General features: G+C 43.0%; 23 protein-coding genes. 4 read left to right on the top strand and 19 right to left on the bottom strand.

Annotated elements, in window-relative coordinates:
- Nucleotides 1-146: 146 nt before the first annotated feature.
- The 9 genes from rpoE to J2S07_RS03180 form a co-directional block, all read right to left on the bottom strand.
- On the bottom strand, nt 147-692 hold the full coding sequence (rpoE, locus tag J2S07_RS03140) for a DNA-directed RNA polymerase subunit delta (protein ID WP_307148942.1): 546 nt from the start codon (nt 690-692) through the stop codon (nt 147-149).
- 274 nt (nt 693-966) lie between these two features.
- Nucleotides 967-1,164, bottom strand: a complete 198-nt coding sequence (locus tag J2S07_RS03145) for a hypothetical protein (RefSeq protein WP_307148943.1) — start codon at nt 1,162-1,164, stop codon at nt 967-969.
- A gap of 224 nt (nt 1,165-1,388) precedes the next feature.
- Nucleotides 1,389-4,646, bottom strand: a complete 3,258-nt coding sequence (icmF, locus tag J2S07_RS03150) for a fused isobutyryl-CoA mutase/GTPase IcmF (RefSeq protein WP_307148944.1) — start codon at nt 4,644-4,646, stop codon at nt 1,389-1,391.
- A gap of 18 nt (nt 4,647-4,664) precedes the next feature.
- A complete protein-coding gene (locus J2S07_RS03155; RefSeq protein WP_307148945.1) occupies nt 4,665-5,318 on the bottom strand; it encodes a TetR/AcrR family transcriptional regulator in 654 nt (217 codons plus the stop codon).
- Between the two features lie 213 nt (nt 5,319-5,531).
- On the bottom strand, nt 5,532-6,671 hold the full coding sequence (locus J2S07_RS03160; RefSeq protein WP_307148946.1) for an acyl-CoA dehydrogenase: 1,140 nt from the start codon (nt 6,669-6,671) through the stop codon (nt 5,532-5,534).
- A gap of 100 nt (nt 6,672-6,771) precedes the next feature.
- Entirely contained in the window at nt 6,772-7,902 is a 1,131-nt protein-coding gene (locus tag J2S07_RS03165) for an acyl-CoA dehydrogenase (RefSeq protein ID WP_307148947.1), read from the bottom strand.
- A gap of 58 nt (nt 7,903-7,960) precedes the next feature.
- Nucleotides 7,961-8,812, bottom strand: coding sequence for a 3-hydroxybutyryl-CoA dehydrogenase (locus J2S07_RS03170; RefSeq protein ID WP_307148948.1), 852 nt, complete (start codon nt 8,810-8,812; stop codon nt 7,961-7,963).
- A gap of 18 nt (nt 8,813-8,830) precedes the next feature.
- Nucleotides 8,831-10,030, bottom strand: coding sequence for an acetyl-CoA C-acetyltransferase (gene mmgA / locus J2S07_RS03175; RefSeq protein ID WP_307148949.1), 1,200 nt, complete (start codon nt 10,028-10,030; stop codon nt 8,831-8,833).
- 285 nt (nt 10,031-10,315) lie between these two features.
- On the bottom strand, nt 10,316-12,427 hold the full coding sequence (locus J2S07_RS03180; RefSeq protein WP_307148950.1) for a (Fe-S)-binding protein: 2,112 nt from the start codon (nt 12,425-12,427) through the stop codon (nt 10,316-10,318).
- Between the two features lie 331 nt (nt 12,428-12,758).
- Between J2S07_RS03180 and cls the strand changes: the two genes are divergently transcribed.
- On the top strand, nt 12,759-13,892 hold the full coding sequence (gene cls / locus J2S07_RS03185; RefSeq protein ID WP_307148951.1) for a cardiolipin synthase: 1,134 nt from the start codon (nt 12,759-12,761) through the stop codon (nt 13,890-13,892).
- A gap of 94 nt (nt 13,893-13,986) precedes the next feature.
- On the opposite strand, the gene mnmH is transcribed toward cls, so the two are convergent.
- The 5 genes from mnmH to speE form a co-directional block, all read right to left on the bottom strand.
- A complete protein-coding gene (gene mnmH, locus J2S07_RS03190) occupies nt 13,987-15,057 on the bottom strand; it encodes a tRNA 2-selenouridine(34) synthase MnmH (protein ID WP_307148952.1) in 1,071 nt (356 codons plus the stop codon).
- 59 nt (nt 15,058-15,116) lie between these two features.
- Nucleotides 15,117-16,787, bottom strand: a complete 1,671-nt coding sequence (gene argS, locus J2S07_RS03195; RefSeq protein ID WP_307148953.1) for an arginine--tRNA ligase — start codon at nt 16,785-16,787, stop codon at nt 15,117-15,119.
- On the bottom strand, nt 16,774-17,217 hold the full coding sequence (locus tag J2S07_RS03200) for a YwiB family protein (RefSeq protein ID WP_307148954.1): 444 nt from the start codon (nt 17,215-17,217) through the stop codon (nt 16,774-16,776). Before J2S07_RS03200 ends, argS begins: the two co-directional genes overlap by 14 nt.
- Nucleotides 17,218-17,404: 187 nt before the next feature.
- Entirely contained in the window at nt 17,405-18,277 is an 873-nt protein-coding gene (speB, locus tag J2S07_RS03205) for an agmatinase (RefSeq protein ID WP_307148955.1), read from the bottom strand.
- 28 nt (nt 18,278-18,305) lie between these two features.
- Nucleotides 18,306-19,139 (bottom strand): spermidine synthase, encoded by an 834-nt coding sequence (speE, locus tag J2S07_RS03210; protein ID WP_307148956.1) that lies wholly within the window; start codon nt 19,137-19,139, stop codon nt 18,306-18,308.
- Between the two features lie 246 nt (nt 19,140-19,385).
- Here speE and J2S07_RS03215 point away from each other — a divergent pair, with 246 nt between their 5' ends.
- Nucleotides 19,386-21,452 (top strand): transglycosylase domain-containing protein, encoded by a 2,067-nt coding sequence (locus J2S07_RS03215; protein WP_307148957.1) that lies wholly within the window; start codon nt 19,386-19,388, stop codon nt 21,450-21,452.
- Between the two features lie 311 nt (nt 21,453-21,763).
- Here the strand turns inward: J2S07_RS03215 and J2S07_RS03220 are convergent, their stop codons facing one another.
- Together J2S07_RS03220 and J2S07_RS03225 are read right to left on the bottom strand one after the other, a co-directional pair.
- Nucleotides 21,764-22,273, bottom strand: coding sequence for a YwhD family protein (locus J2S07_RS03220; protein ID WP_307148958.1), 510 nt, complete (start codon nt 22,271-22,273; stop codon nt 21,764-21,766).
- A gap of 46 nt (nt 22,274-22,319) precedes the next feature.
- On the bottom strand, nt 22,320-22,976 hold the full coding sequence (locus J2S07_RS03225; protein WP_307148959.1) for a site-2 protease family protein: 657 nt from the start codon (nt 22,974-22,976) through the stop codon (nt 22,320-22,322).
- 163 nt (nt 22,977-23,139) lie between these two features.
- Between J2S07_RS03225 and thmT the strand changes: the two genes are divergently transcribed.
- Complete coding sequence (gene thmT / locus J2S07_RS03230; protein ID WP_307148960.1) at nt 23,140-23,325, top strand: 2-hydroxymuconate tautomerase; 186 nt, start codon at nt 23,140-23,142, stop codon at nt 23,323-23,325.
- A gap of 27 nt (nt 23,326-23,352) precedes the next feature.
- Here thmT and J2S07_RS03235 read toward each other — a convergent pair whose 3' ends face one another.
- From J2S07_RS03235 to J2S07_RS03245, 3 genes are all read right to left on the bottom strand, one after another.
- Complete coding sequence (locus J2S07_RS03235) at nt 23,353-23,862, bottom strand: YwgA family protein (RefSeq protein ID WP_307148961.1); 510 nt, start codon at nt 23,860-23,862, stop codon at nt 23,353-23,355.
- Nucleotides 23,863-23,876: 14 nt separating this feature from the next.
- Nucleotides 23,877-25,175 carry an HD domain-containing protein gene (locus J2S07_RS03240; protein WP_307148962.1) on the bottom strand — a complete coding sequence of 433 codons (1,299 nt, stop codon included), beginning with the start codon at nt 25,173-25,175 and terminating at the stop codon, nt 23,877-23,879.
- Nucleotides 25,176-25,339: 164 nt separating this feature from the next.
- A complete protein-coding gene (locus J2S07_RS03245) occupies nt 25,340-25,564 on the bottom strand; it encodes a YuzB family protein (RefSeq protein ID WP_307148963.1) in 225 nt (74 codons plus the stop codon).
- Between the two features lie 206 nt (nt 25,565-25,770).
- Here J2S07_RS03245 and J2S07_RS03250 point away from each other — a divergent pair, with 206 nt between their 5' ends.
- Nucleotides 25,771-26,487 carry an RsfA family transcriptional regulator gene (locus J2S07_RS03250; RefSeq protein ID WP_307148964.1) on the top strand — a complete coding sequence of 239 codons (717 nt, stop codon included), beginning with the start codon at nt 25,771-25,773 and terminating at the stop codon, nt 26,485-26,487.
- Nucleotides 26,488-26,491 lie beyond the last annotated feature (4 nt).

The raw sequence follows: 26,491 nt of genomic DNA on the forward strand, positions 1-26,491 counted from the left end.
ACCTAGTTTTCTCTATTAGACAAAATAAAAACGCTCCTCTTACAAGAAATGTAAGGGAGCGCTAATTATGATCCAACTCGTTCCTTTTTTAAGGAGCCCAAAAATGATTCTACAAGCCTCTTCTAAAAAAGTCAAGAACCTAACAATTATAAATCCTCGTCCTCATCTGCTTCAAAATCATTATCTTCTTCAAGCTCTTCGAATTCATCTTCTTCATCATCAAGAAGATCATCCTCTAAATCCTCTTCTAACTCTTCGTCTTCAAAGTCCTCGTCTTCATCTAATTCTTCAATCTCTTCTTCATCATCAAGAAGATCGTCATAGTCGAGTTCTTCTTCATCCACATCCTCGAAATCGATATCCTCATCTTCATCAAGGACCTTCTTCGCCTTCTTCTTCTTCGGCTTTGTTTGGGTCACAACTTCTTCTTCGGTTTGGTCCACTGGATACCAAACTCTTAGACCCCATCGGTTTTCTCCTAATGAAAGAAAACGGCCATCAATATTTAAGTCTGTATAGAACTGAGCAATCTTCGAACGAACCTCTTCCTCGCTTAACCCAAGGCTAGCCGCTATTTCGTCCAAAATTTCTTTGAATGCTGCTGGTTGTTTTTGACTATTAAGAATTTCATAAGCTAATTCTATTAATGACATTTCTTTCAATTGTTCTTGTGTGAACTGGTTAAGACTCAATTTCAGCACTTCCTTTCACCATCTGGACACTTGTTGGCTTGTTCAATGAGAAAAATGTGTTAAAGTATTATGATAATTTTTAGCCTTATATGTGTACGTGAACGGGTTTTATTCGGTACGAATAACTTAGTGAACGTACACGTATAAGGCGGAAACATAGAGTAACGACTAAAGCTTCTATTTAAACAAGCCAGACTTATGCTGCTCTCTTTTCGCATATTCTTCATTATAAACAAAATTAAAGCCTTTATGCTAGTTCAACCTTGTGATTCTCCTACTTTTTTCTAACAAAATAGTTTTGCCGTTTTTTTAGCTTTTTCATAGAGGAACTGGAAAGTTGATTATATGCTATGGAGAAAAAGAAGATAGAAAGTAGAAAAAAGGAAATGGCACCAAGCTGCTTTTGATAAAGGTAATACATGCCTGCAGCTAACAGCACAATGGTAACCAGTGTTAGTACACGTCTTTTCAACGTCTCACATCCCGAAATCCGTCGTCCTTAAGGCTCTCTTCTATTATATGGAATATTGACCAATTTAAAAATCCTTTTGACTAAATCCGATTACCTTTTTTTACTGTTGTTAACCGACACAGAAGAAGAATCATCGGTTGGCATACCCTCTTTTCACTTTTATTTCAGAAGCCGGAAGAAAAGCTCGTTTAGGGATACCAACCGACATTATTAATTCAGCCTATTTACATATTCCTGCGATACTGACCGCCAACCTCATAGAGCGCACGGGTAATTTGCCCAAGGCTTGCTACCTTTACTGTTTCCATAAGCTCCGCAAAAACATTACCGCCATTTACAGCGGTTTCCTTTAACCGATTTAGGGCCGCCTCTGCTTGTGCTTGATTTCGACTTTGGAACTCTCGTAGGTTATGAATTTGCAGCTCTTTCTCCTCTTTAGAGGCTCTTGCCAACTCCATATTATTTACCTCTTCCTCTGAAGGAGGATTTGGGTTCAAATAGGTGTTCACGCCGATGATCGGCAGCTCCCCAGTATGCTTTTTCATTTCATAATACATAGATTCCTCTTGGATTTTTCCGCGTTGGTATTGTGTCTCCATTGCACCGAGAACGCCGCCGCGGTCATTTATACGGTCAAACTCCTGGAGAACGGCCTCCTCCACTAGATCCGTGAGTTCCTCAATGATAAAAGAGCCCTGTAATGGATTTTCATTCTTCGTTAAGCCATGCTCCTTCGTAATAATCATCTGAATCGCCATGGCACGTCGAACCGATTCCTCCGTTGGTGTTGTAATCGCCTCATCATAGGCATTCGTATGGAGGGAATTACAATTATCATGCAGGGCCATCAATGCTTGCAGCGTGGTGCGAATATCATTGAAATCAATTTCCTGTGCATGTAAAGAACGACCGGATGTTTGAACATGATACTTAAGCTTTTGACTGCGCTCGTTCGCACCATACTTATCCCTCATCACCGTAGCCCAAATGCGCCTTGCTACCCTGCCGATGACGGTATACTCAGGATCTAATCCATTTGAGAAGAAGAAGGACAAATTCGGTGCAAAATCATCTATATGCATCCCCCGGCTCAAATAGTACTCCACATAGGTTAAGCCATTGGCCAACGTGAAAGCAAGCTGAGAAATCGGATTTGCTCCCGCTTCCGCTATATGATAGCCAGAAATGGAGACGGAATAATAATTGCGGACCTTATGATCAATAAAATATTGCTGAATATCTCCCATCATACGTAAGGCGAATTCCGTTGAAAAAATACATGTGTTCTGACCTTGATCTTCTTTTAAAATATCAGCTTGAACCGTACCTCTGACGGTTTGTAAGGTTCTTGCCCTTACCTCTTCATATTCATCTGCTGTAAGTTCCCTGCCAAGCTCGGTTTTCCTTTTTTCTAGCTGCTGTTCAATTGCCGTATTCATGAACATCGCTAGGATAATCGGGGCTGGACCATTAATCGTCATAGAAACGGACGTTGAAGGATGGCATAAGTCAAAGCCTTGGTAGAGCTTCTTCATGTCATCCAGTGTACAGACATTGACGCCGCTCTCCCCAACCTTCCCATAAATGTCTGGGCGATGGTCCGGGTCCTCGCCATAGAGCGTAACAGAATCAAAGGCGGTGCTTAAACGCTTTGCAGCATCGTCCTTTGAAAGATAATGAAAGCGGCGATTAGTTCTTTCCGGCGTTCCCTCTCCTGCGAATTGACGCTTCGGATCCTCTCCTTCCCGCTTAAACTGGAAGACTCCTGCCGTATAAGGGAAAGCGCCTGGAACATTTTCTTTGTACACCCAGTTAAGAATCTCGCCGTAATCCTTATATTTCGGCAAGGCCACCTTAGGAATCTCCAGTCCAGATAGACTCTTTGTTTTTAAAATCGTCACAATTTCCTTATCACGAATTTTTGTAACAAATTGATTGCCTGCATATTTTTCCTTCGTTGCCTCCCAGCCAGCCAAAATATTTTTCGACTCTGGGGTAAGCTGATCTTCCACTTCCTTTTGAAGCGCTTTCAAAGAATCCAATACTTCCTTATTCACTTCACGATTTTGAAGTGCGGCGATTGTTCCTTCAATTTGAAAAAGCTTGCGGGCGAGCTCCACCTGCTCCTTCGCCCTTTGATGATACTTTCGCACGGTTTCTGAGATTTCACGAAGATAGTAGCGACGATCATTCGGGATGATGACATTTTGTTTAATGACCACTTCATTCTTAGAGTACCTTGAGGACCAATGGGTGCCCGTTTTTTCGTTAATCACTTCAAGGAGTGCCGCAAACAAAGCATTGGTTCCTGGATCATGAAATTGGCTGGCAATCGTTCCGTACACCGGCATGTCATCTAATTCTTTGTCAAAAAGCATATGGCTTCTCTGGTATTGCTTCTGGACTTGGCGCAATGCATCCTCCGAACCCTTTCGCTCAAATTTATTGATAACGATGAGGTCTGCATAATCAATCATGTCGATTTTTTCGAGCTGTGTCGGAGCCCCGAACTCACTCGTCATGACATACATGGACACATCACAAATTTCTGTAATCCCTGCATCCCCCTGTCCGATTCCGCTTGTTTCCACAACGATTAAATCATAGCCTGCTGCTTTCACGACTGATATCGCTTCTCTAATTGCAGATGACAGCTCGGATTTGGAACTTCTTGTCGCCAAGCTTCGCATATAGACACGTGGAGAGAAGATGGCATTCATGCGGATGCGGTCGCCAAGTAAGGCACCACCTGTTTTTTGTTTCGTCGGGTCGACAGATAGGATGGCGACCTTCTTTTCGGGAATTTCGTTAAGAAAACGGCGTATTAATTCATCAGTAAGAGAGCTTTTTCCTGCTCCTCCTGTACCTGTAATCCCCAAGACGGGCGCTTTCTTCTCGATGGATTTCACTTGGTTCATAACCGTCTCAACCGCTGCCGCCATTTCTGCTGTTTGATATTCTGCAAGCGTGATTAGCTTAGCTGTTGCAATCGTATCCCCGCTCTGCAATTTCTCCATATATTCAGCTGAATCCGCCGTTACGGTAGGATAGTCACATTCCTCTAACATAATATTGATCATGCCTTGTAAACCATTTACCCGACCATCCTCAGGGGAAAAAATACGGGCAATTCCATATTCGTGGAGCTCCTTGATTTCACGAGGAATGATGACGCCGCCACCGCCACCATAGATTCGGATATGGGAAGCTCCCTTTTCCTTTAACAAATCATACATATATTTGAAGTATTCTAAATGACCGCCTTGATAGGAGGAAATCGCAATCCCCTGCACATCCTCTTGGATGGCCGCATTGACGACTTCCTCTACAGAACGGTTATGGCCAAGATGGATGACCTCTGCCCCGCTTGATTGAAGAATGCGGCGCATAATATTAATCGAAGCATCATGACCGTCAAACAAACTTGAAGCTGTGACGAAACGAATATGATTTTTTGGCTTATATACCATTTGTGTACTCATTCTTCTCCTCCCCATTTATTAGGTGATGTTTGTTGCCTGTGAGACTTGATTCCCTTGCCTTAATCCTTCGAAAATCAGATTGACCTGAATATCGATATATTCCTCTAGCGTGTATATTTTTTGAATCGTCCAGCGTCTAAAAGCCCACATTTGACCAAGAACGACAATGTTATGGGAAAGCAGCTTGACCTCATTAGGAGAGAGAGAGAGTTCCCCATTTTCCACGCATCGATTAATAATATCGGCGATGAGTAGGGCCATATCGATTTCCTTTTGTAGCACATATGGCAGCGCATCCTTCGAAAGCGATTTGGCCTCCTGATACATAACGAGAACCTCATCCTGCAGGTCGTCAATGACGCGGAAATAATTCCCGATCCCAAGCTTCAAGCTTTCCAATGTACCCCGTTTCGTGTCAATATCCTGTTGGAGCCGTGTATGCACCTCGTCATAGATGCTGTCGCAAACGAGATAAAGGACATCTTCCTTTGTTCGAATGTATTCATATAGCGTGCCGATGCTGAAACCGGCTGCTTTGGCAATTTCTCTAGTTGTTGTCCGGTGGAATCCCTTTTCCTTAAAAAGTGTGACTGCCCCTTTTATCATTTGATTGCGCCTTTTGACGACAAGGCGTTCATCCTTAACAGAAGCTTGAACTTCACGCTTTTTCATGGAATGCATCAACCCTCCTTTTGATTAGGCTTTGTTTACCGCCTTATGCGCATGGGTTCACTTCGTTGCTCGTACCGAGCAAAACACGTTCACCCATACGCATAAGGCTATAATTACATTGAACGTATAGATAAAATAGAAGGCAGATAGTGTTATCTGCCTTGTATGAGTTGAAAAAAGCTAAGCTGCACGTCTGTCTGTTTGAGGTGGCAGTTATTTCGTGATCATTCTGGAAATGACGAGTCTTTGAATTTCTTGTGTTCCTTCATAGATTTGGGTAATCTTCGCATCACGCATAAATCTTTCGACCGGATAATCCTTTGTGTAGCCATAGCCTCCGAATACTTGAACGGCTTCCGTTGTCACTTTCATCGCCGTATCTCCAGCAAATAGCTTTGACATCGCTGATTCTTTGCCATATGGAAGCCCTTCTGATTCAAGCCATGCCGCTTGGTAGGTTAGTAGTCTTGCTGCTTCCACGCTTGTTGCCATATCGGCGAGCTTAAAGCCAATTCCTTGGTTCGCAGCAATCGGTTTTCCGAATTGTTGACGCTCTTTCGCATAATCAATCGCCGCATCTAATGCCCCTTGGGCAATTCCAACCGCTTGAGCAGCAATTCCATTCCGTCCGCCATCAAGGGTCATCATCGCAATTTTGAAGCCTTCTCCTACCTCACCTAGGACGTTTTCAACTGGAACCTTACATTCCTCAAAAATAATTTCCGTTGTAGGTGAGGAACGAATGCCGAGCTTTTTCTCCTTTTTCCCAACGGAGAAGCCTGGGAAGTCCTTTTCCACGATAAAGGCGGTTGTTCCTCTTGTCTTCTGGGTTGGATCGGTTAAAGCAAAGACAACATAAATATCCGCTTCGCCACCGTTCGTAATAAAAATTTTCGAGCCGTTTAAGATATAGTGATCTCCTTCAAGACGGGCCGTTGTCTTCATTCCACCGGCATCTGAGCCACTTCCCGGCTCGGTTAAACCGTAGGCACCGATTTTTTCCCCAAGCGCCATTGGACGTAAGTATTTCTGCTTTTGTTCTTCAGTTCCAAACTTGTATACTGGCCAGCCAGCGAGTGATGTATGGGCTGAAAGGGTAACTCCAATTGAAGCGTCCACACGAGAAAGCTCTTCGACTGCAATACAGTATGCCAAATAATCGCTTCCGATGCCCCCATATTCTTCTGGCCACGGAATACCGGTTAAGCCAAGCTCAGCCATCTTGTCAAAAATTTTGCGGTCGAAGCTCTCCGCTTCATCACGCTCGGCTGCGGTTGGTGCGACTTCATTTTTAGCAAAATCACGGACCATTTTTCGAATCATTTCATGCTCTTCAGATAATTGAAATCTCATTTTCCTAGCCTTCTTTCTTTTTTAATATGAGTAGGGTAGTTATTTGCGCTGTAATTCAGGGTGAGAAACATTATATCGGCGATACACCTTTTAAGAATGATCACAACTGCTTGCTGATGACGATGCGCTGAATTTCACTTGTCCCCTCGTAAATTTCTGTCACTTTGGCATCACGGAAGAAGCGTTCAACGGGATAATCCTTTGTATAGCCATAGCCTCCAAACACTTGAATCGCCTCTGTTGTGACTTCAACTGCAGTTTTCGAGGCAAAAAGCTTGGCCATCGATGCCTCTCTTCCACAATTTAAGCCCTGGGCACGAAGGTCAGCAGCACGATAGATGAGTAGTTTGGCTGCTTCAATGGCGGTTGCCATATCGGCAAGCTTAAATCCTATACCTTGCTGAGTAGCAATTGGTCGACCGAATTGCTGACGCTCTTTGGCGTAGGCTACCGCTGCTTCATAAGCAGCTTCTGCAATCCCAAGTGCTTGGGCAGCAATTCCAATCCTCCCTACATCTAAGTTTCCCATCGCAATTTTGAAGCCTTGACCTTCCTCCCCAAGCAAATTCTCCTTTGGTATTTTCATATTTTCAAAGGTGATTTGCACCGTTCTGGAGCCGTACAGCCCCATTTTATGCTCATCCTTCCCGATAATAAGACCTGAGGTCCCCTTCTCCACGATAAAAGCAGAAATCCCCTTTGTCCCTTTTGCTGGGTTTGTCGAAGCAAAAACAATGTAAATATCTGCTTCACCACCATTGGTGATAAAGACCTTTGAACCGTTTATCGTGTAATGATCTCCATTTAAGACTGCCCTTGATTTGAGGCCCCCCGCATCTGAGCCGGCACCTGGCTCCGTTAAGCAAAAGGCTCCCAAATAGTCACCAGCTGCGAGCTTTGGTACGTATTTTTGCTTTTGTTCCTCCGTCCCAAAATAAAGAATCGGGTTAGTACCCACTGAGGTATGGACGGAAAGAATCACACCTACCGTCGCACTTATCTTAGATAACTCATGGATGGCAATAATATAAGAAGCAAAATCCATTTCAGAACCGCCATATTTTGCTGGGATAGGGATACCCATTAATCCGAGTTCACCCATTTTCTTAAGAATGTCTCTTGGAAACTCCCCTTGTTCCATTTTTTCTATGAATGGGGCGATTTCCTTTTGAGCAAAGTCTTTGACCATTTTCCGCATCATATTCTGCTCTTCGGTAAAACGTAAGTCCATGCTTTTGCCCCCTTTCATGCTGACATATATGTTCTTGCTAATCTGTTTGATTGGTAGTTTACTCGTATATATAGAATCCTCGTCCTGACTTTTTGCCGAGCCAGCCAGCACTCACGTATTTGCGCAGCAATGGACATGGGCGATATTTGTCATCCCCAAAGCCTTCATGGAGGGTTTCCATAATATATAGACAAGTGTCTAGTCCAATGAAATCAGCCAATGTGAGCGGGCCCATTGGATGATTCATCCCCAGCTTCATCACCTCATCGATGGCTTCCTTCGTTGCCACCCCTTCATAAAGTGTATAAATCGCCTCATTAATCATTGGCATCAAAATTCGATTGGATACAAATCCTGGAAAGTCATTCACCTCTACTGGAACTTTTCCTAGTCGTATCGTGATTTCTTCAATCGTTTTGTACACTTCATCAACGGTGGCTAACCCGCGGATAATTTCAACGAGCTTCATGACTGGAACAGGATTCATGAAGTGCATCCCAATCACTTTTTCCGGTCTGTTGGTTGCTGCAGCAATTTCCGTAATTGGCAAGGATGAAGTGTTACTGGCCAAAATGGCATGGGCAGGAGCTATTTCATCCAGTTGCTTAAACAGATCTGTTTTGACCTTCATATTCTCAACCGCTGCTTCAATCACGAGGTCGACCTGGCCTGCATCATTCAAATCAGTGGAAGCCGTAATATTTCCAAGGATCGCTTCCATTTCTTCGCTCGTCATTCGTTCTTTTGAAACCTGCCTTGAGAGATTTTGTTGAATAACGGCGAAACCACGCTCAACAAATTCCTGCTTGAGATCATTTAGAATAACCTTGTAGCCTGCTGTGGCACAGACCTGAGCGATTCCCGAACCCATCTGCCCAGCTCCGATCACCATAATCTTTTCTACGTTCATTTCATTGCCCCCCATCTATTATTTGAGAAAAGAGCCTTTCGGAACCTCAATCATAATTGCATCCCCCTGACCGCCACCACTGCAGATAGCCGCTATCCCAATACCGCCACCTCTTCTTTTTAGCTCATACATAAGAGTGAGGATGATTCTTGCTCCGCTCGCTCCAATTGGATGCCCGAGGGCAACAGCACCACCGTTAACATTTACTTTGTCAGGATTTAGACCTGCGAGCTTACCGCTTGTGAGTGCTACAGCCGCAAAGGCTTCATTAATTTCGAACAAATCGATTTCCTCGAGTGTTTTCCCTGTTTTCTTTAGTAGCTCGTTAATCACGAGTCCGGGTGTCTTTGGAAAATCCTTTGCTTCCACGGCAATTGCTGCATGCCCAATGATGATCGCTTCAGGGGTTCTTCCTTCCCTTTCCGCACGTTCCTCGTTCATGAGCACGAGGGCAGCCGCACCATCATTGACTCCAGGCGCATTTCCAGCGGTAATGGTTCCATTGGCTCCAAATACCGGTCTTAATTTTGCTAGCTGTTCAAGAGAGGTATCCCTTCTTGGAGCCTCATCCACTGAGACGACAATCGGATCTCCTTTTCTTTGTGGAATTTCAACAGGTACAATTTCCTCTGCCAGCTTCCCAGCATCAATGGCAGCTAGTGCGAGCTGATGACTTCTTAATGCCCACTCATCCTGTTCTGCTCTTGTGATCCCCATTTCTTCCGCTACTTCATTTCCGTAGGTTCCCATATGAACGCCAGTAAAGCTGCATGTTAAGCCGTCATGCACCATAAGGTCTTTGACGGTGGAATCCCCCATTCTTAATCCAAACCGTACCTTTGGTAAAAAATACGGAGCATTGCTCATGGATTCCATTCCACCTGCAACCACCACCTCTTCATCACCAGCACGGATGATTTGGTCAGCTAAGGTTACACTTCTCATACCAGAGGCACAGACCTTGTTGATTGTTTCTGTTTTTACCTCCCATGGTAGGCCCGCTTTTTTTGCTGCCTGACGAGAAGGGATTTGCCCTTGGCCTCCTTGAAGAACATTTCCTAAAATCACTTCTTGGACATCCTCCTCATGGATTCCCGCTCGCCCTATTGCCTCCTTCATAGCGATCCCGCCCAATTCAGAAGCTGAAAGGTCGCTTAGGGCTCCTCCGGATTTGCCAAAAGGAGTTCTTGCTCCGCTAAGGATGACAGTTCTTCCCATCTACATCTCTCCTTATCTATTAAATCGTGTAATCATGTTCTGGTTGACTGAACGCTCGCTCGAAGCTTTTCCTAAAGAAATGGGAATCTACTGTTCCCATTGAAAGCGCTTTACTATATGTTTCCATTTTACCGCAATATTAGAAAAATTTAAATATTCTTTTGAATATTTTTAACTATGAATTGGAGGTTGAAAATATAAGTCGCCCGTACAAAACAACCAGCGGGAAACCCGCTGGTATACTTTTTGTCTAGCTACGGCAGCTAGCCGCCTCCGCTTTTCTTGTTAAGACGCCACTTCCTGTGCTTCTCCACATACTGCTTTTTCAAGAAGCTCCGCTACATCATAGGTTGCGACCTTATCTTCCACTTCCTTCGCCTTCGTTCCATCGGAAAGCATTGTTAAGCAATAAGGACAGCCGGAGCTGATCACAGTTGGATTCACTTCTAGTGCCTGCTCGGTACGGGCCACGTTAATACGATGTCCTGTTTCTTCCTCCATCCACATGAGGCCACCACCCGCACCACAGCACATTCCTGTGTCGCGATTTCTTTCCATTTCCACAAGCTTGACGCCTTGAATGGATTTTAAGATTTCACGCGGTGGATCGTACACTTCATTGTAACGGCCCAAATAGCAAGAATCATGGAAGGTAATCGTTTCATTAACCGCATATTTCGGTTTTAGACGGCCATCTTTTACAAGCTGGTACAAGACCTCTGTATGGTGATAGACCTCTGCCTCTAAACCAAAATCAGGGTATTCATTTTTGAAAATATTATAGGCATGAGGGTCAATCGTCACGATCTTCTTCACATCGTTCTTTTCAAATTCATCGATATTATTGGTTGCAAGCTCCTGGAAGACGAACTCATTACCAAGGCGACGCGCTGTGTCCCCAGAGTTCTTTTCCTTATTACCAAGAATGGCAAATTTTACTCCTGCCTCATTCAATAGCTTGGCGAAGGATAAAGCAATTTTCTGGCTGCGGTTATCATAGGATCCCATCGAGCCAACCCAGAATAAATATTCAAATTCCTCGCCTGCTTTTTTCATTTCTTTGACGGTTTTGACTTCCACATCAGGACGAGCGTCACGCCAGTTTTCTCGCTCTTTACGGTTTAATCCCCAAGGGTTGCCCTGGCGTTCGATGTTTTGCATCGCACGCTGTGCATCCGCGTCCATCTTTCCTTCTGTTAGCACTAAGTAACGGCGCAGGTCGATGATTTTTTCAACATGCTCGTTCATAACTGGGCATTGATCCTCACAGTTCCGGCATGTTGTACAAGCCCAGATTTCTTCCTCTGTGATGACATCCCCAATCAGGCTTGGACTGTATTCAATTGTTGCCGCACTTTCTTGTACGCCCTTACCAGCTGCAGCAAGAGCTAGCTGGTTGCCTTGCGTGTTGGCGAAGGCAAAGGTTGGAACCCATGGCTGCTTAGATGTAACTGCCGCACCATGATTGGTTAAATGATCGCGAAGCTTTAGAATTAAGTCCATTGGCGAAAGCATTTTTCCAGTGCCTGTTGCCGGACACATATTCGTACAGCGACCGCACTCTACACATGCATATAAATCAACAAGCTGGAGCTGGGTGAAGTCCTCAATTTTTCCGACTCCAAATGATTCCTGTGTTTCATCTTCAAAATCGATTTTCTTTAATTTCCCTGGGTTCTCCAAGCGATTCAAGTATACGTTTGCAGGTCCAGCTATTAAGTGGGCATGCTTTCCTTGTGGAACGTACACGAGGAATGAAAGTAGGAAAATGAGATGTAGCCACCAAGCGAAATAGAACACGACGATGGCAGCCGTTTCTCCAATCCCTGCAAAGGCTGTTCCAATAAGTGAAGCAACTGGCTCTGACCATGATGCTTCATGTCCGTGCCAAATCATGCTCATTCCATTTCCAAGTAATACAGACAGCATCAGACCGCCGATAAAAATAAGAACAAGTCCTGATTTAAAGCCTCTCTTTAAGCGAACAAGCTTTTCAATATAACGGCGATAAAATGCCCAGACAACCGCAACTAATATGATGAGCGTCACGATCTCCTGGAAGAAGGTAAAGCCAGCATACAAAGGGCCAAATGGCAAGTGCGCCCCCGGCTTAATTCCTTTAATAATAAAATCAATAGCTCCGAATTGAACGAGAATGAATCCGTAGAAGAACATCACGTGGATAGCGCCGCTCTTCTTGTCTTTTAATAGCTTCTTTTGCCCAAACACATGCACCCAAATTTTGTTCATCCGCTCTTTGACGTTGTTATCAAACTCTTCTTTTTTGCCGAGCTTGATGTATTCAATTCTTGTCTTTACCACATACACAAACAGACTCACGCCGTAAGCGATTACAACAAGGGTTGCGATGAGGTTAATCCATAATAATCCGTTCATTATGAAAATAACGCTCCTTTCTTTATTTTTTGGTATTCTCGACCGCGATTGAAAATTTCCAAAACAGTGAAATTTTCTGAATTTACCTACCTCCATTATATAATGAATGAGCATTCAGTCAATATTTTTCTTTTAATTTTGATCATGGTTTCCAAAATGATTATAGAAGCTCTATTTATGGAAACAATAAAAGAGCCTGATACTTTATAGGCTAAGTACAATCAAGATCGAGAAAAGACCTATGTGAAGGAGTGGATAGCATCTGAAAATTATTGTTTCTATTTTAATTGCTATCTCCATCTTCAGTATCTATTTGTTCCTCGATTATAAATTGGGGAGAAAAAAGCAGCGACTGACCGTCAAGAGCAATGTCTTTCCGTTCCGGCATAGCAATCTAGAGATCTTTACGCAAGGGACTGCCTTATTTAAGGATATGTTTAAGGAATTTAGAAATGCCAAAAAGCATATCCATGTCCTATTTTATATTTGTAAGAACGATCCCATCAGCCAGGAATTTCTCAACATCCTCATGGAAAAAGCAAAAAATGGGGTTGAGGTGCGATTGCTGCTCGACTGGGCTGGAAGCTTGAAGATTAAGAGAAGCAAGATCAAAGAATTAAAGGACGCTGGCGTTCATTTTTCATTTTCTAACCTTCCCAAAGCACCCACTTTCTTTTATACTTCTCAAACCCGGAATCATCGGAAAATTACCGTTATTGATGGAAAAATTGGGTATATGGGTGGCTATAATGTTGGCAAAGAGTATATTGATTTAGATCCAAAGCTCACACCTTGGCGTGATTATCATCTGAAATTGAAGGGAGAAGGCGTAGAGGATTTGCAGCGGCAGTTTCTCCTTGATTGGTCGGAAGCTTCAAAAACAAATCTGCTTCAAAATGAGATTTATTTCCCTAAGCTTATGAAAGGGGAAGTATGCCATAAAATCATTTCGACTGAGGGTTTCTTATTAGAAGAAACCTTTTCTGACCTCATTCATCAGGCAAAGAAATCGATTATCATTGGATCTCCTTATTTCATTCCAAGCAAAAAATTACTGAATGATCTCATCCTTGCGCTCCGTCGAGGGGTCACACTCACTTTGATTGTCCCCTATCATTCAGACCATTTACTTGTTAAAGAGGCCTCCTTTCCATACCTTAGACAAATCCTTTCGAATGGTGCAAAGGTTTATCAATATAAAAAGGGCTTCTATCATGCAAAGGTTTTTATGATTGATGAGGAGGTATGCGATTTAGGGACAGCCAATTTTGATAACCGAAGCCTTTTCTTAAACCATGAAATCAATTGCTTTATTCATGAAAAAAAAACACTTAACGAAGTGTTTGAAATTCTTAAACAGGATATACAGCATTCCCAGGAGCTTCGTTTGAGTGATTTAAACTCATTAGGTTTTTCTACGAAAGTAAAAGAATGGATTGCGAAATTATTTGTCCACTTTTTATGATGGCTGTATGTACATTTTTGCTCCATGTTCAGCAAGGTATGGGAACAGATCCTTCATAATGGAAAGCAAATAAAGGGCGGCAATGGACCGCTCTTTATTTCGTCACTTCATGTGGGGCTGAGGGATAAAGATTTTCTACAAAGGTTACAATTTTGTTGACAGCCTCTTCTAAGGAATCATTCTCTACTTCAAATGCCGTGTTCAATGTTTCATTAATTTTGTTATCGTAACGAGGATCGTAGTAATGAATGATGAGGAGACGTATCATCTCTTTGTAGTTTCTTTGTTCTAAGGAGTCCAACAATTCCTGCTGAATTTCCGGTTGTTTAATTCTCTTCATAATTCTGCTTAGTGCATCTCTCACTCGTTCTTGGAAGGCATCCGTATCATCTACATATTGCTTATAAATTCTCTCGACCCTTGACTCAAGATTTGAAACAACATGGATATGAATCCCATTTTCCTTTTTCTCATATAGCTCTGGAGGCTGAACAGCATGACCAATCCTCCTGCTTTCTCCCTCCATGAAAAAATAAGGGCTGCCTTGGATTTTCTCCAAAGCCTCAAAAAGAAGAGCATCAAATGTCTTTTGATTATGAGGGGTCTGTCCAGATACGGCGCCAAATACCGAGCCCCGATGATTGGCATAGCCCTCAAGGTCTAATACAGGATATCCCCTATCCTGAAGAACCTGTAAAATATCCGTTTTCCCCGTGCCGGTTAACCCGTAGATAACGATGGCCCTTTCAGGAAGCATATCTGGAATTTTATCAATCACATATTCACGAAATGCACGATATCCCCCGTCTAGACGTTGGATATGCAGCCCTGCCATCATCGCAAAGTGGGAGATGGATTGACTGCGCTGTCCTCCTCTCCAGCAATAAAGAAGGGGCTTCTTCCCCGTTTCCTCGATTTCTTTAATTTCATTAAGCAGCTTAGGTAGCTTTGGCGAGACAATTTCCATTGCTCTCCACTTCGCTGCCTTCTGGCCTTCTTGCTTATAAATGGTCCCGATTTCAGCCCGTTCCTCATCGGTAAAAAGGGGAACGTTGACAGCATTCGGAATATGGCTATCTTGATACTCAATAGGAGACCTCACATCGACTGGGATGTAGATTTCCTTATGATTGATAAACTCGTCAACTGTCCGATCATAGTTCATGAGTATTCCTCCGATATAGATGACTATAAAACGGGTCTCTTGAGGAGACCCGTTTCCTGTTACATTTTCTCAGGAGCTGAAACTCCAATTAAAGAAAGTGCGTTTTTCAATGTGACTTGTACCGACTTGATCAGAGAGAGGCGTGCTTTTGTCCGCTCTATATGCTCTGAATCCAACACCTTCTCTGCATTGTAAAAGCTATGGAAAGTAGAGGCCAAGTCAAAAATATAATTTGTAATTCGGTGTGGCATGCGCTTTTCTGCCGCTTCTGCAACAGCCAACGGGAATTCGCCAAGCTTTTTCAGAACTTCAATTTCTTTTTCAGCTTCGATTTGTGCTAAGTCAATGTTTTCGTTAACCGTTAATCCCTGCTCCTCCCCTTGACGCAGAATGCTGCAAATTCGGGCATGGGCATATTGGGCATAATAGACTGGATTTTCATTTGATTGGGACACCGCCAAGTCCAAGTCGAAGTCCAAATGGGTATCCGCGCTTCTCATCGCAAAGAAATAACGGGTTGCATCTAACCCTACTTCCTCCACAAGATCCCGCATTGTCACAGCTTTTCCAGTCCGTTTGCTCATCTTCATTTTCTCACCGTTTTTGTATAGGTGGACGAGCTGAATGATTTCAACCTCTAATGCGTCCTTGTCATAGCCGAGTGCTTGAATCGCTGCCTTCATCCGTGGAATATAGCCGTGATGGTCCGCACCCCAAATATTAATCAGTTTCTCAAAGCCCCGCTCAAGCTTGTCCTTATGGTAAGCAATATCTGGAGTAAGGTATGTGTAGGAGCCGTCCTGTTTGATGAGCACCCGATCCTTATCGTCCCCTAACTCCGTAGATTTGAACCAAGTAGCCCCATCCTGCTCGTAAATATAGCCATTATCCCTTAAAGACTTAAGGGCTGCATCAATTTTTCCATTATGATAAAGAGAGGTTTCAGAGTACCATACATCAAAGGACACACGGAATTCCTCTAAATCCTTCTTTAGTTTTGCCATTTCATACTTCAGTCCATACTCACGGAAAAATTGAAAACGCTCCGCTTCATCAACCTTCACATACTTATCACCGAACTCTTCTGCTAGATCTTTCCCAATCCCAATAATATCCTCACCATGATAGCCGTCCTCCGGCATCTCCTTGTCCAATCCGAGTGCTTGGAAGTAGCGAGCCTCCACCGATAGAGCAAGATTATTAATTTGGTTGCCGGCGTCGTTAATGTAATATTCACGGGATACATCATAGCCAGCCTTTGCTAATATATTGCATAAGGAATCACCAACGGCTGCACCACGGGCATGACCTAGATGAAGATCGCCTGTAGGATTGGCAGAGACAAACTCAACCTGAACTTTCTGCTTGTTTCCAACGGTTGTTTCCCCATATTTTTCTCCGGTCTTAAGGATGGTTGGAATCAGGTTTGTGAGATAGCTATTATCCATATAAAAGTTGATGAATCCAGGTCCAGCAATCTCCATTTTTTTGATCGATGCCTTTGTCTGATCAAAGCTTTGAATCAGCTCCTCTGCAATCATCCGCGGAGCCTTCTTCGCCACTCTTGCAAGCTGCATAGCCATATTGGTCGAATAATCTCCATGTGATTTTTCCTTTGGCACCTCCAAAATGACGTTCGGGATTTCTGCCTCTGTTGCTAAACCAGCCTTGACAACGGCTGCTTTGATTTCCTCTTTTAACTTACTTTGGACTTCCTCAACAATGTTCATTTTTCTCCTCCTCAAATGAGATTTCCAAATGGTATGTACCTGCTAGCGCACCCTGCATATGTAAATCGTATAAGATATCCATTGACCCCGTATTTGAACCAACTTGATGATCCAATCTTTTCGTCATTGTCTCGATTCTCATTATACCAAAAGGTGTTTCGTATCGACCTGCATGCTTTTTGTCTTCTTCAAAGACCATTCTCATATTAACAGCGCCGCTTCTTAGTATCAATGCTTCCTTTTTTGAGACCTTTACAATGGACTTAACCGTTCCTTCTTCAATAACTTCTTCATACTGAAGAAAGATAGATTCATTTTTTTCATAGTATCGTCCAAAAGTGGTCAATTCAAAAGCCTCATTTTCCCCATCGTTCCAAATGGTCGTCTTGACTCTTATTTTAGCAGATTTCTGCTCAACCGCACGTACCAAAACTGCTACACATCCTCTGATTATATTGTTGCTACCTTTGTTGGTACCTGTCACTTCCCTCCGGTCAGTGACCAGCGGGTACCGCCCGTGGACTTTCCCCCGAAAATGTCCATCTCCAGTGGACATTAATAAAAATTTCTTAAGAAAAAATACAACCGGACAATGGCCGATTGTATGAAATAGAGCTTTACTTCACAAATCCCAGAATCATTTCGCGAATGAGCTTGCTGGCTGTATTCGCCGTTTGTTCAGAAGGGTCATAAATTGGAGCCACCTCTACTAAATCGGCCCCAACCACCTTAACATTCGAGCGTGCAATCTCATGGATCGAAGCAAGCAGCTCCCTCGAGGTAATTCCGCCCGCATCCACCGTCCCTGTTCCTGGTGCATGGGCCGGGTCTAATACATCAATATCTATCGTAACATAAACAGAACGTCCTGAAAGCTTTGGAAGAATTTCCATTAGCGGCTTGTGGACATCAAATTTTGATATATGCATACCAACTTCCTTGGCCCATTCAAACTCTTCCTTCATGCCAGAACGAATGCCAAAGGAAAAAACGTTCTCCGGACCGATAAGCTCTGCTGCCTTTCGAATTGGCGTCGAGTGCGAAAGGGGCTCTCCTTCATAATCCGAACGCAAATCGGTATGGGCATCCATATGGATAATGGCAAGATCAGGGTGCTTTTTATAAATCGCTTTAATCACTGGCCAGGAAACGAGATGCTCTCCTCCCATCCCAAGAGGAAATTTCCCCGCAGCTACCACCTGATCGACAAATTCTTCAATCATGTCTAAGCTTCTTTGCGCATTTCCAAAAGGAAGTGGGATATCCCCAGCATCAAAGTACTTAACCTCTTCCAGCTCACGATCCAAATAAGGACTATATTCTTCAAGGCCTATCGAAACCTCACGAATCCGAGTAGGACCAAAACGAGACCCAGGGCGATAGCTTACCGTCCAGTCCATCGGCATCCCATACAGTACGACTGTACTTTCCTCAAAATTCGGATGACTTTTTATAAAAACATTTCCTGAATAAGCTTCGTCAAAACGCATTCATTTCTCCTCCATTTTTAACGGAATTTCAAGCTTTTTTCACTAAATCCTGAACAAACTTTGGAAGGACAAAAGCAGCTTGATGCAATTCCTTCGTATAATATTTCGTTTCAATATCATGGAAGCGATCAGCTGGGATCGCTAATGGATCATATTTTTTTGAACCAATTGTGAATGCCCATAGACCACTTGGATAGGTTGGGATATTCGCGAGATAGAGCCGTGTAACCGGAAAAATCTCTCTAACATCCTTCTGTACATTCCGAATTAAATCACCCTTAAACCACGGGTTATCCGATTGGGCCACAAACAGCCCATCCTCCTTCAGAGCTTTGGCAATTCCCGCATAAAACCCTTTTGTAAAAAGGTTAACGGCAGGACCGACTGGCTCTGTGGAATCCACCATAATCACATCGTACTCATTCTCACTGTTCGCAATATGCATGAAACCATCATCGACCTTCACTTCCACCCGTGGGTCATCAAGCTTGCCAGCAATTTCCGGCAGAAACTTCTTTGAATACTCAATCACCTTGCCATCGATATCGACGAGGGTAGCTTTTTTGACGCTTGGGTGCTTAAGGACCTCACGTATGACACCACCATCTCCCCCACCAACAACAAGAATTTCTTCAGGATGTGGATGCGTAAATAGCGGAATATGCGCAACCATTTCATGATAGACAAATTCATCTCGCACCGAGGTCATCACCATATCGTCAAGAAGAAGCATATTCCCCCATTCTTCTGTCTCAATCATATCTAATTTTTGAAACTCTGTTTGCTCTGTATGTAGTGTTTGTTTCACTCTCATCGTAATGCCAAAGTTCGCCGTTTGTTTTTCTGTAAACCAAATGCTCATAAGCTCCACCTTTCCAATTGTCTTTCGCCATGAACAATCTATTCATCCCACTAGTATTCCCAGCCAAACGACAAACATGAGAAAAGTATAAGTGAATCTAGCAAAATTGCAAGAAAAAATTCACTGAATTAGGCTCCTTGATGATCATTCCTTCACACCGAAAATGAATTTACCTCGAAAGGTTTAAAAACCTTCCATTAATTTCATACTAATAAAAAGTTAACCTGTTAAAAAGTGGGTGGCACGATGGAGATTATCACGGATCAAAGGTTCAGACGAACAATTAAATATTTGCGGGCATTTCTCATTATTGGGTCCATTGGGCTTGCCCTTGCACTCCTACTCTATATTGGCATCCTTCTCTATGCCAAAATCCTAGGTCCCCCACCCCTCGCTGTTCCTCAATCCACGCTCTATTATGCGGATGATGGAGCAATTATCGGGGAAAGTCATAGTGGACAAAAGCGGTATTGGGTACCGCTCGAGGAAATTTCCCCTGAGCTAGTGAAAGCAACCCTAGCAATTGAAGACAGAAGCTTCTATGACCATCATGGCTTTGATTACAAGAGAATCGCTGGTGCCGCATTGGCTGATTTAAAAGCCATGGCGAAGGTTCAGGGGGCAAGCACGATCAGTCAGCAGTACGCTAGAAATCTCTTTCTGGAGCATGAAAAGACATGGAAGAGAAAGCTACTTGAAGCGTTCTATACCATTCGAATTGAAATGAGCTACACGAAAAATGAAATACTAGAAGGCTATTTAAATACGATCTATTACGGGGAGGGAGCCTATGGCATTCAAGCAGCCAGCCAGTTTTATTTTGGCAAAAATGCGGCAGACATTAGCTTGCCCGAAGCGGCGATGCTTGCAGGAATTCCGAAGGGACCGAGTATTTATTCTCCTTTAGCATCCATGGAGAAGGCGAAGGAGCGGCAGGAGCTCATTCTAAACCTGATGGTTCAGGATCGTATCATCACTGAAGCCAAAGCAAAAGCCGCTGCCAGTGCTAGGTTAGATATTAAAGGGGAGCATTCAAATTCCGTTGTAAAAATTGCCCCTTATTTTCAGGATGCCGTCAAAAATGCTTTAAAGAGCGTCCTTAAATTGGATGAACGGACCATAGAACTAGGAGGGCTAAGGGTCTTCACTACCTTAAATACGAAACAGCAGGAGCTGGCAGAAAAAAATATCGCCAGACTTATCGCAAAGGATTCAGAAATACAGGCAGGCTTAGTCGCCATGAATCCGAAAACTGGTCATGTGAAAGCCATGGTAGGTGGGCGAAATTATGAAGAAAGTCCATTTAACCGGGCAACCCAGGCGATCCGTCATCCTGGTTCTACCATGAAGCCGCTTCTCTACTATACAGCGATTGAACAGGGCTTTACCCCTTCGACAACGATGCGAAGCGAATTAACCACATTCCGGTTTAATGATCAGAAAGAAGACTATACACCACATAATTACAACAACCTCTATGCGGATAAAGAGATCACCATGGCTCAAGCGTTAGCCCTTTCTGATAATGTATATGCCGTTAAGACTCACCTCTTTCTCGGAGAAGAGGCACTTGTAGATACAGTAAAAAGATTTGGAATCACAACAAAAATGAAGGCTGTCCCTTCATTAGCCCTTGGGACGTCTGGTGTTCGAGTGATAGAAATGGCGAATGCCTACAGTCATTTTGCCAATGGTGGGAAAAAAGTAGATCCTATTTTCATCACTCGGGTTGAAAATCATCAAGGTGAAGTGATCTACGAGCATAAAGCAAAAGACGAGCCTGCTCTTAAACCTGAAGCGGCCTTCGTGACAACACATTTGATGACAGGCATGTTCGATCGAAGGTTAAATGGGTACACGGCGGTTACGGGAAACTCCATGGTGAACAAAATCTCGAGAATCTATGCGGGGAAATCAGGATCCACCAATACGGATAATTGGATGGTCGGCTTTACGCCTCAGCTAGTCACAGCTGTTTGGACTGGCTATGATCAAGGAAAGCCGATTGAAATGGTCGCTGAAAAAGGCTATGCGAAGAATATTTGGATTCACTTTATGGAGGATGCCCTTAAGGGAGAACCGGTTCAATCCTTTAAGGCTCCAAAGGGAACAGTTAGTGTCTATATCAACCCGGAAAATGGCAAGCTTGCCACGGAGGATTGCCCTGTCCAAAGGCTCACCTATTATGTAGCCGGAACCGAACCAACCGAGTATTGCACAGAGCATATCATGGATGAAAAGCATGACCATAAGAAGTCGAAGAAAAAGAAGAAAATAAAAATGCCGTGGTATAAGAAACTATTTGACTGGTAATTGGAACCTTTTATGAAGGCTCTGCTCTATACCCGCCTTATACGTGTACATTCGTACTAGTTTTCGTACCGAATAAAACCCACTCACGCACAATATTAAGGCTAAAATCAGCATTGTACATGAACTGAAAAACCTCGGGGCAGGATACCCCGAGGTTTTTCATGTCCTAGTTCTATAGCATGAATACGCTGACAATAGTTTACTGTTTTTATGAAAAAACAGCAAGAAACGACAGTGAAATTTCTCAAAATGTCACAATTTAGCCACAATTACATCACTATTCAGGAGAATATAGCAAAAGCCAAGGCACCTTACCTTACCTCCAAATCATCCTTTAGCTGCTGAGCCGATCTTTCCCACATTCCTGGATCATGATTTTTCAAAAAGTTAGAAAGAATCACCTTTGATTTATCGTCCATATGCTCAACAATAATATGCCTTTTCAGCGATTTATCCATCCGATTCACATGTTCAGGCAGTGATTTGTAGCCCCTGCGAATTCCCCGATCAACCGTCATTTCACAGGCAGTCACTCCTGCATAATAAGGGCCATCCTGCTTTCTATCAATCGTCACCCAAACGAGCCAGTAAGGCTTGGCATTGGGAACATCCTCTTTGTTCGGCAAAAATTTGATTCCTTTTTCCACTACACTTCTCGCATGCATCGCACCGATATCTACAATCGCGCTTCCTTCTTCTACATCGATAATAACTGGTGAAACATTATCTAAGCTTAAAGCACCGATGCCAAATCCTTTATGTCCATCTGTAGGATCACTCTTTAAAATATTGAAGCCAATATTTTTTTTCTTTTCCGTCATGGAAACCCCTCCTCTAAGTCTTGTAAGCTGTCTTACGCTAAGCATCTTACGTTAATAACTGATAAAAAAAGTCATTCAAGCCCCCAACAAGGGTCGGAAGAACATTATTTAAGATCGGGTGGATCGTGTATTGATCTAATGGTGTGATCACGAGAATGATAAAGATAAGGGCACCGTATTGCTCAAACTGTGTTAATTTTGGACGAATATGAGCTGGAACCAAGTCCTCTATAATCCGAAAGCCATCAAGAGGTGGAAAGGGCAACAGATTAAAGACAAATAAAAGTAGGTTCAATTGGATAAAGATATCGAGAAAATTCGGGACTGCCTCTGGTAGACCCGCTGAAAGTCCACTTCCAACCAATCCATACCAAATGATAAATCCTAGCATTCCCAGCAATAAATTACTGACGGGACCCGCAACCGAAACCATAATCCCTGCCAGCCTCGGCTTTTTGAAGAAAAAGCGATTAACCGGTACCGGTCTTGCCCAGCCAAAGCCTGCGATAAAAATAAGGAGCGTTCCGATCGGATCTAAGTGATGAATAGGATTCAAAGTCAAACGCCCTTGATTCTTTGCTGTGGAATCCCCAAATCGATAAGCCACATAAGCATGGGCGAATTCATGGAATGTAAAAGCGATCATGAGCGTAATCGCCACATATGGAATTTCCTTTAATGAGAATGCCAAAAACTGTTCCAACCGCAAAACCTCTCAACCTAAATAATTTTTTATGTACTTTCTCTTCTAAGAGTATACATGATTCTCCTCCTAAAGTGAAAAAAGACAATGCTCTTGCATCTGTCATTAAAATATGAAAAACTACAGAAGAAAATAACGAATTACATAATGAGGAGGACACATCATGCCATATGTCACTGTCAAAATGCTGGAAGGACGTACAGAGGAACAAAAAAAGGCGCTTGTAGAAAAAGTCACTGCTGCGGTGACCGAAACAACCGGGGCACCTGTTGAAAATGTTGTCGTTTTTATTGAGGAAATGAAGAAAAATCATTATGCGGTTGCTGGAAAGCGATTAAGCGACCAATAATCATATGAACAAACAAAAGCTAAGCCCTTATTGCGGCTTAGCTTTTGTTTGTAGATGGTGAACATACTGATAGGCCTGTTCAATCTCATCTGGCGTATAGTTTTGTTTCTTTTTCAGGGTAAATACCTTTTCGGTAACCTCTTCCTTTTCTAGATTATCAAAATATAATATCGTCGACACGAGCTCGAGAAATCTAGCACTTTGACCGTTCATATCAATTAAGCAATCCTCTAAATGAGGCATGTTCACCTCATTTAAGCTCAAAAACTCCTGACCTGACTCGGTTAACGCATAGCGGTATTGATAGTATCCACCTTTTTTCTCCTTAATTTCCTCCAAGAAGCCCATATTACAAAGCTCCTCAACCCGTAAAGTCAGCTCCTCAGAATAGGGGCCGTAAAAGTGAAACTGAAAGCGCTCCTGAAAGGGAAAGGCCACCTTCTTCGCAATATATATCATTTTTTGCAGCTTCTTGCGGCCAGTAATCTCTCCCGAAACTTTCAAGGCATACATTAACTTGGCATGATCTTTTAACAAATCAGGTCAACTCCTTATATATCTAACAGCGTTCTTATCTGCTTCTTGATCGTCTTCATGGTCGAATCATCCATCAGAAAATCCTCCGGATAATAGAGCTTGTGGTCTGTTCTTCTTTTACCAGAAATCGCATCGACAATCTCGGATTCCCTTGATAGCTCCCGAATTTCCCCATTCTTCATTAGCAAATGGATCGGCAGTCTTTCCTCTTCTTCACCAGGACGGTAAAAGTCATACGGCAGATCAGAGGAAGAGTCGACGACTAAATAATAATCAGGAGCAAGCCCTGCCTTTTCAAATAAAACGGATAGCTCTGCAAGCTTCTTGTATTCCTTTGCAGGATCAAATTCAACATATTTAAAAAGATTACGGTTAACAAATCTGCGGCATAAATCTCGCAGAATTTCATCCTCTTCCGCTTCCCACATTTGAAAATAGTAGAGAATCACTGCTTCATCGAGCTTTAAGTAGTCTTCTAATGTAAGAGTATTTTCAAATAAGGAAATAAAATGGGTCGGCTCTTGCCTGAAGGAATAGCCGTTTTCATATAATTCCTTTGCCCGATGGAGAATTTTTGTAAGAATAACCTCCGCACTCCTTGTAACGGGGTGGAAATACACCTGCCAATACATTTGGTAGCGACTCATAATATAATCCTCCACCGCATGCATCCCCGTTTGTTTAATCACCACTTGCTCCTCATGCGGACGCATCACTCTCAGGATTCTTTCCATGTCAAAATGTCCGTAGCTCACCCCTGTAAAATAAGCATCTCTTTGGAGATAATCCATGCGGTCCGCATCAATTTGACTGGAGATTAAGCTAATGACAATCTTTTTGTCCGAGGTTTTCGCAATAACCTCCGCAACCTTTTTTGGAAAGTCCTGTTCAACCCGTCGTAATACAGCATTTACTTCTGTTTCACCAAGGATGGTCGCTTGAGTGTAATGCTCGTGGTCAAGATCAAACACCTTTTCAAAGGAATGTGAAAAAGGGCCATGCCCTAAATCATGAAGCAATCCAGCACAAAGAGCTAAAAGCCGATCCTCTTCACTCCATTTCGGCCGGTCATCAAAAACGTCATCCACAATCCGGCGGATGATCTCATACACACCTAATGAATGATTAAATCGGCTATGCTCTGCCCCATGAAAGGTCAAAAAAGTCGTTCCCAGCTGCTTAATTCTACGTAGCCGTTGAAACTCCTTCGTACCAATCAAATCCCAAATCACTTGGTCACGTACATGGACATAGCGATGAACAGGGTCCTTAAAAACCTTTTCTTCCTGCAGTTTTTGTTCAGAGTAACCCATTTTTACCCCTTCTTCCTGTAAGAAAAGCGCCGGAGCTAAAAAAATCTATCTTCATTATAGCTTTGTTTCGTTTACAAATCATTACAATTTTAGAAAAAATCATCTGATAACCGACAAAAACCAACAAGAAAAAATCACCCTTCATCTCATGATAAAAGGTGATTTTATTTGTTGAGTTTTTTGTTAATCTTCTCCATGAGCTCCTCTTCCGATAAAGCAGCTAATGGTCGGTTATTGACAAATGCGAAGGTTTTCTTACGTCCAGGGCCACAATAGGATTGACACCCTATTTCAATGGTTGCATCTGGGTCCATTTCCTTTAGCTTCGGAATCAATGTCTTCAAATTAACGGCCTGGCAATCATCGCAAACCCGAAATTCGTTTGCCATCTTGATTCAACCTTTCATGCTTTTCTAGTCTATTCGCCATTTTACCCCTTCTGAATCGCGAATGCAAGTTACACATTTTTCTGAACCTCTCTACCGATTTGGAAAAAATCTACTATCCTTTTAATCACTTTTGTATAAATCTCAAAAATCTGGTCATCCTGTGAATAAGCAAGATTACAACAGAAACACTCAAGGAGTTGAAGAAGATGAAAGTACGTCAAGATGCATGGACAGATGAAAATGATTTATTACTAGCGGAAACCGTCCTTAGACATGTGCGCGAGGGGAGCACCCAGCTAAATGCCTTCGAGGAGGTCGGGGACAAGCTCAATCGAACATCAGCAGCCTGTGGATTCCGCTGGAATGCAGTGGTCAGGCACCGCTATGAAAAAGCTCTACAGCTTGCAAAAAAACAACGCAAGCAACGCCAAAGAATGCTAGGAAAGGAGCAGGGTGGAAAGAAAAAGCTCTTATATTCTCCTCCAGTGCCTTCATTGGATGAAATAAATTATATTGCGCAGACTGCTGAATCTGGGACTTCCTTCATCGAAGAAATGGAAGCACCGGTTACCCAAGCCTTGCCAAGCACGACAATCATGCAAAGCCATGGTCGAGAATTAAATCTTGAGACGGTGATCTCGTACTTACAAAATCTAGGTAGTTCGAATTTGCAGGTTGATATTTTAAGAAGCGAGAATGAAAGATTAAAGCGGGAAAATGCCGAAATCCGTAAGAATAACCAAGAGCTCGAGAAAAAAATCGAGCAGCTAGAACAAAACACGGAAACGATTCAGGAAGATTACGAGACCTTGATGAAAATTATGAATCGTGCGAGGAAGCTCGTTCTATTTGATGAAGAGGAGCGCCCTGCGACCACGTTTAAAATGGACCGCAACGGAAATTTAGAGAAGCTTGCGGAATAGATGA

The sequence above is a fragment of the Anoxybacillus andreesenii genome (assembly GCF_030813005.1).
Lineage (GTDB): Bacteria > Bacillota > Bacilli > Bacillales > Cytobacillaceae > Robertmurraya > Robertmurraya andreesenii.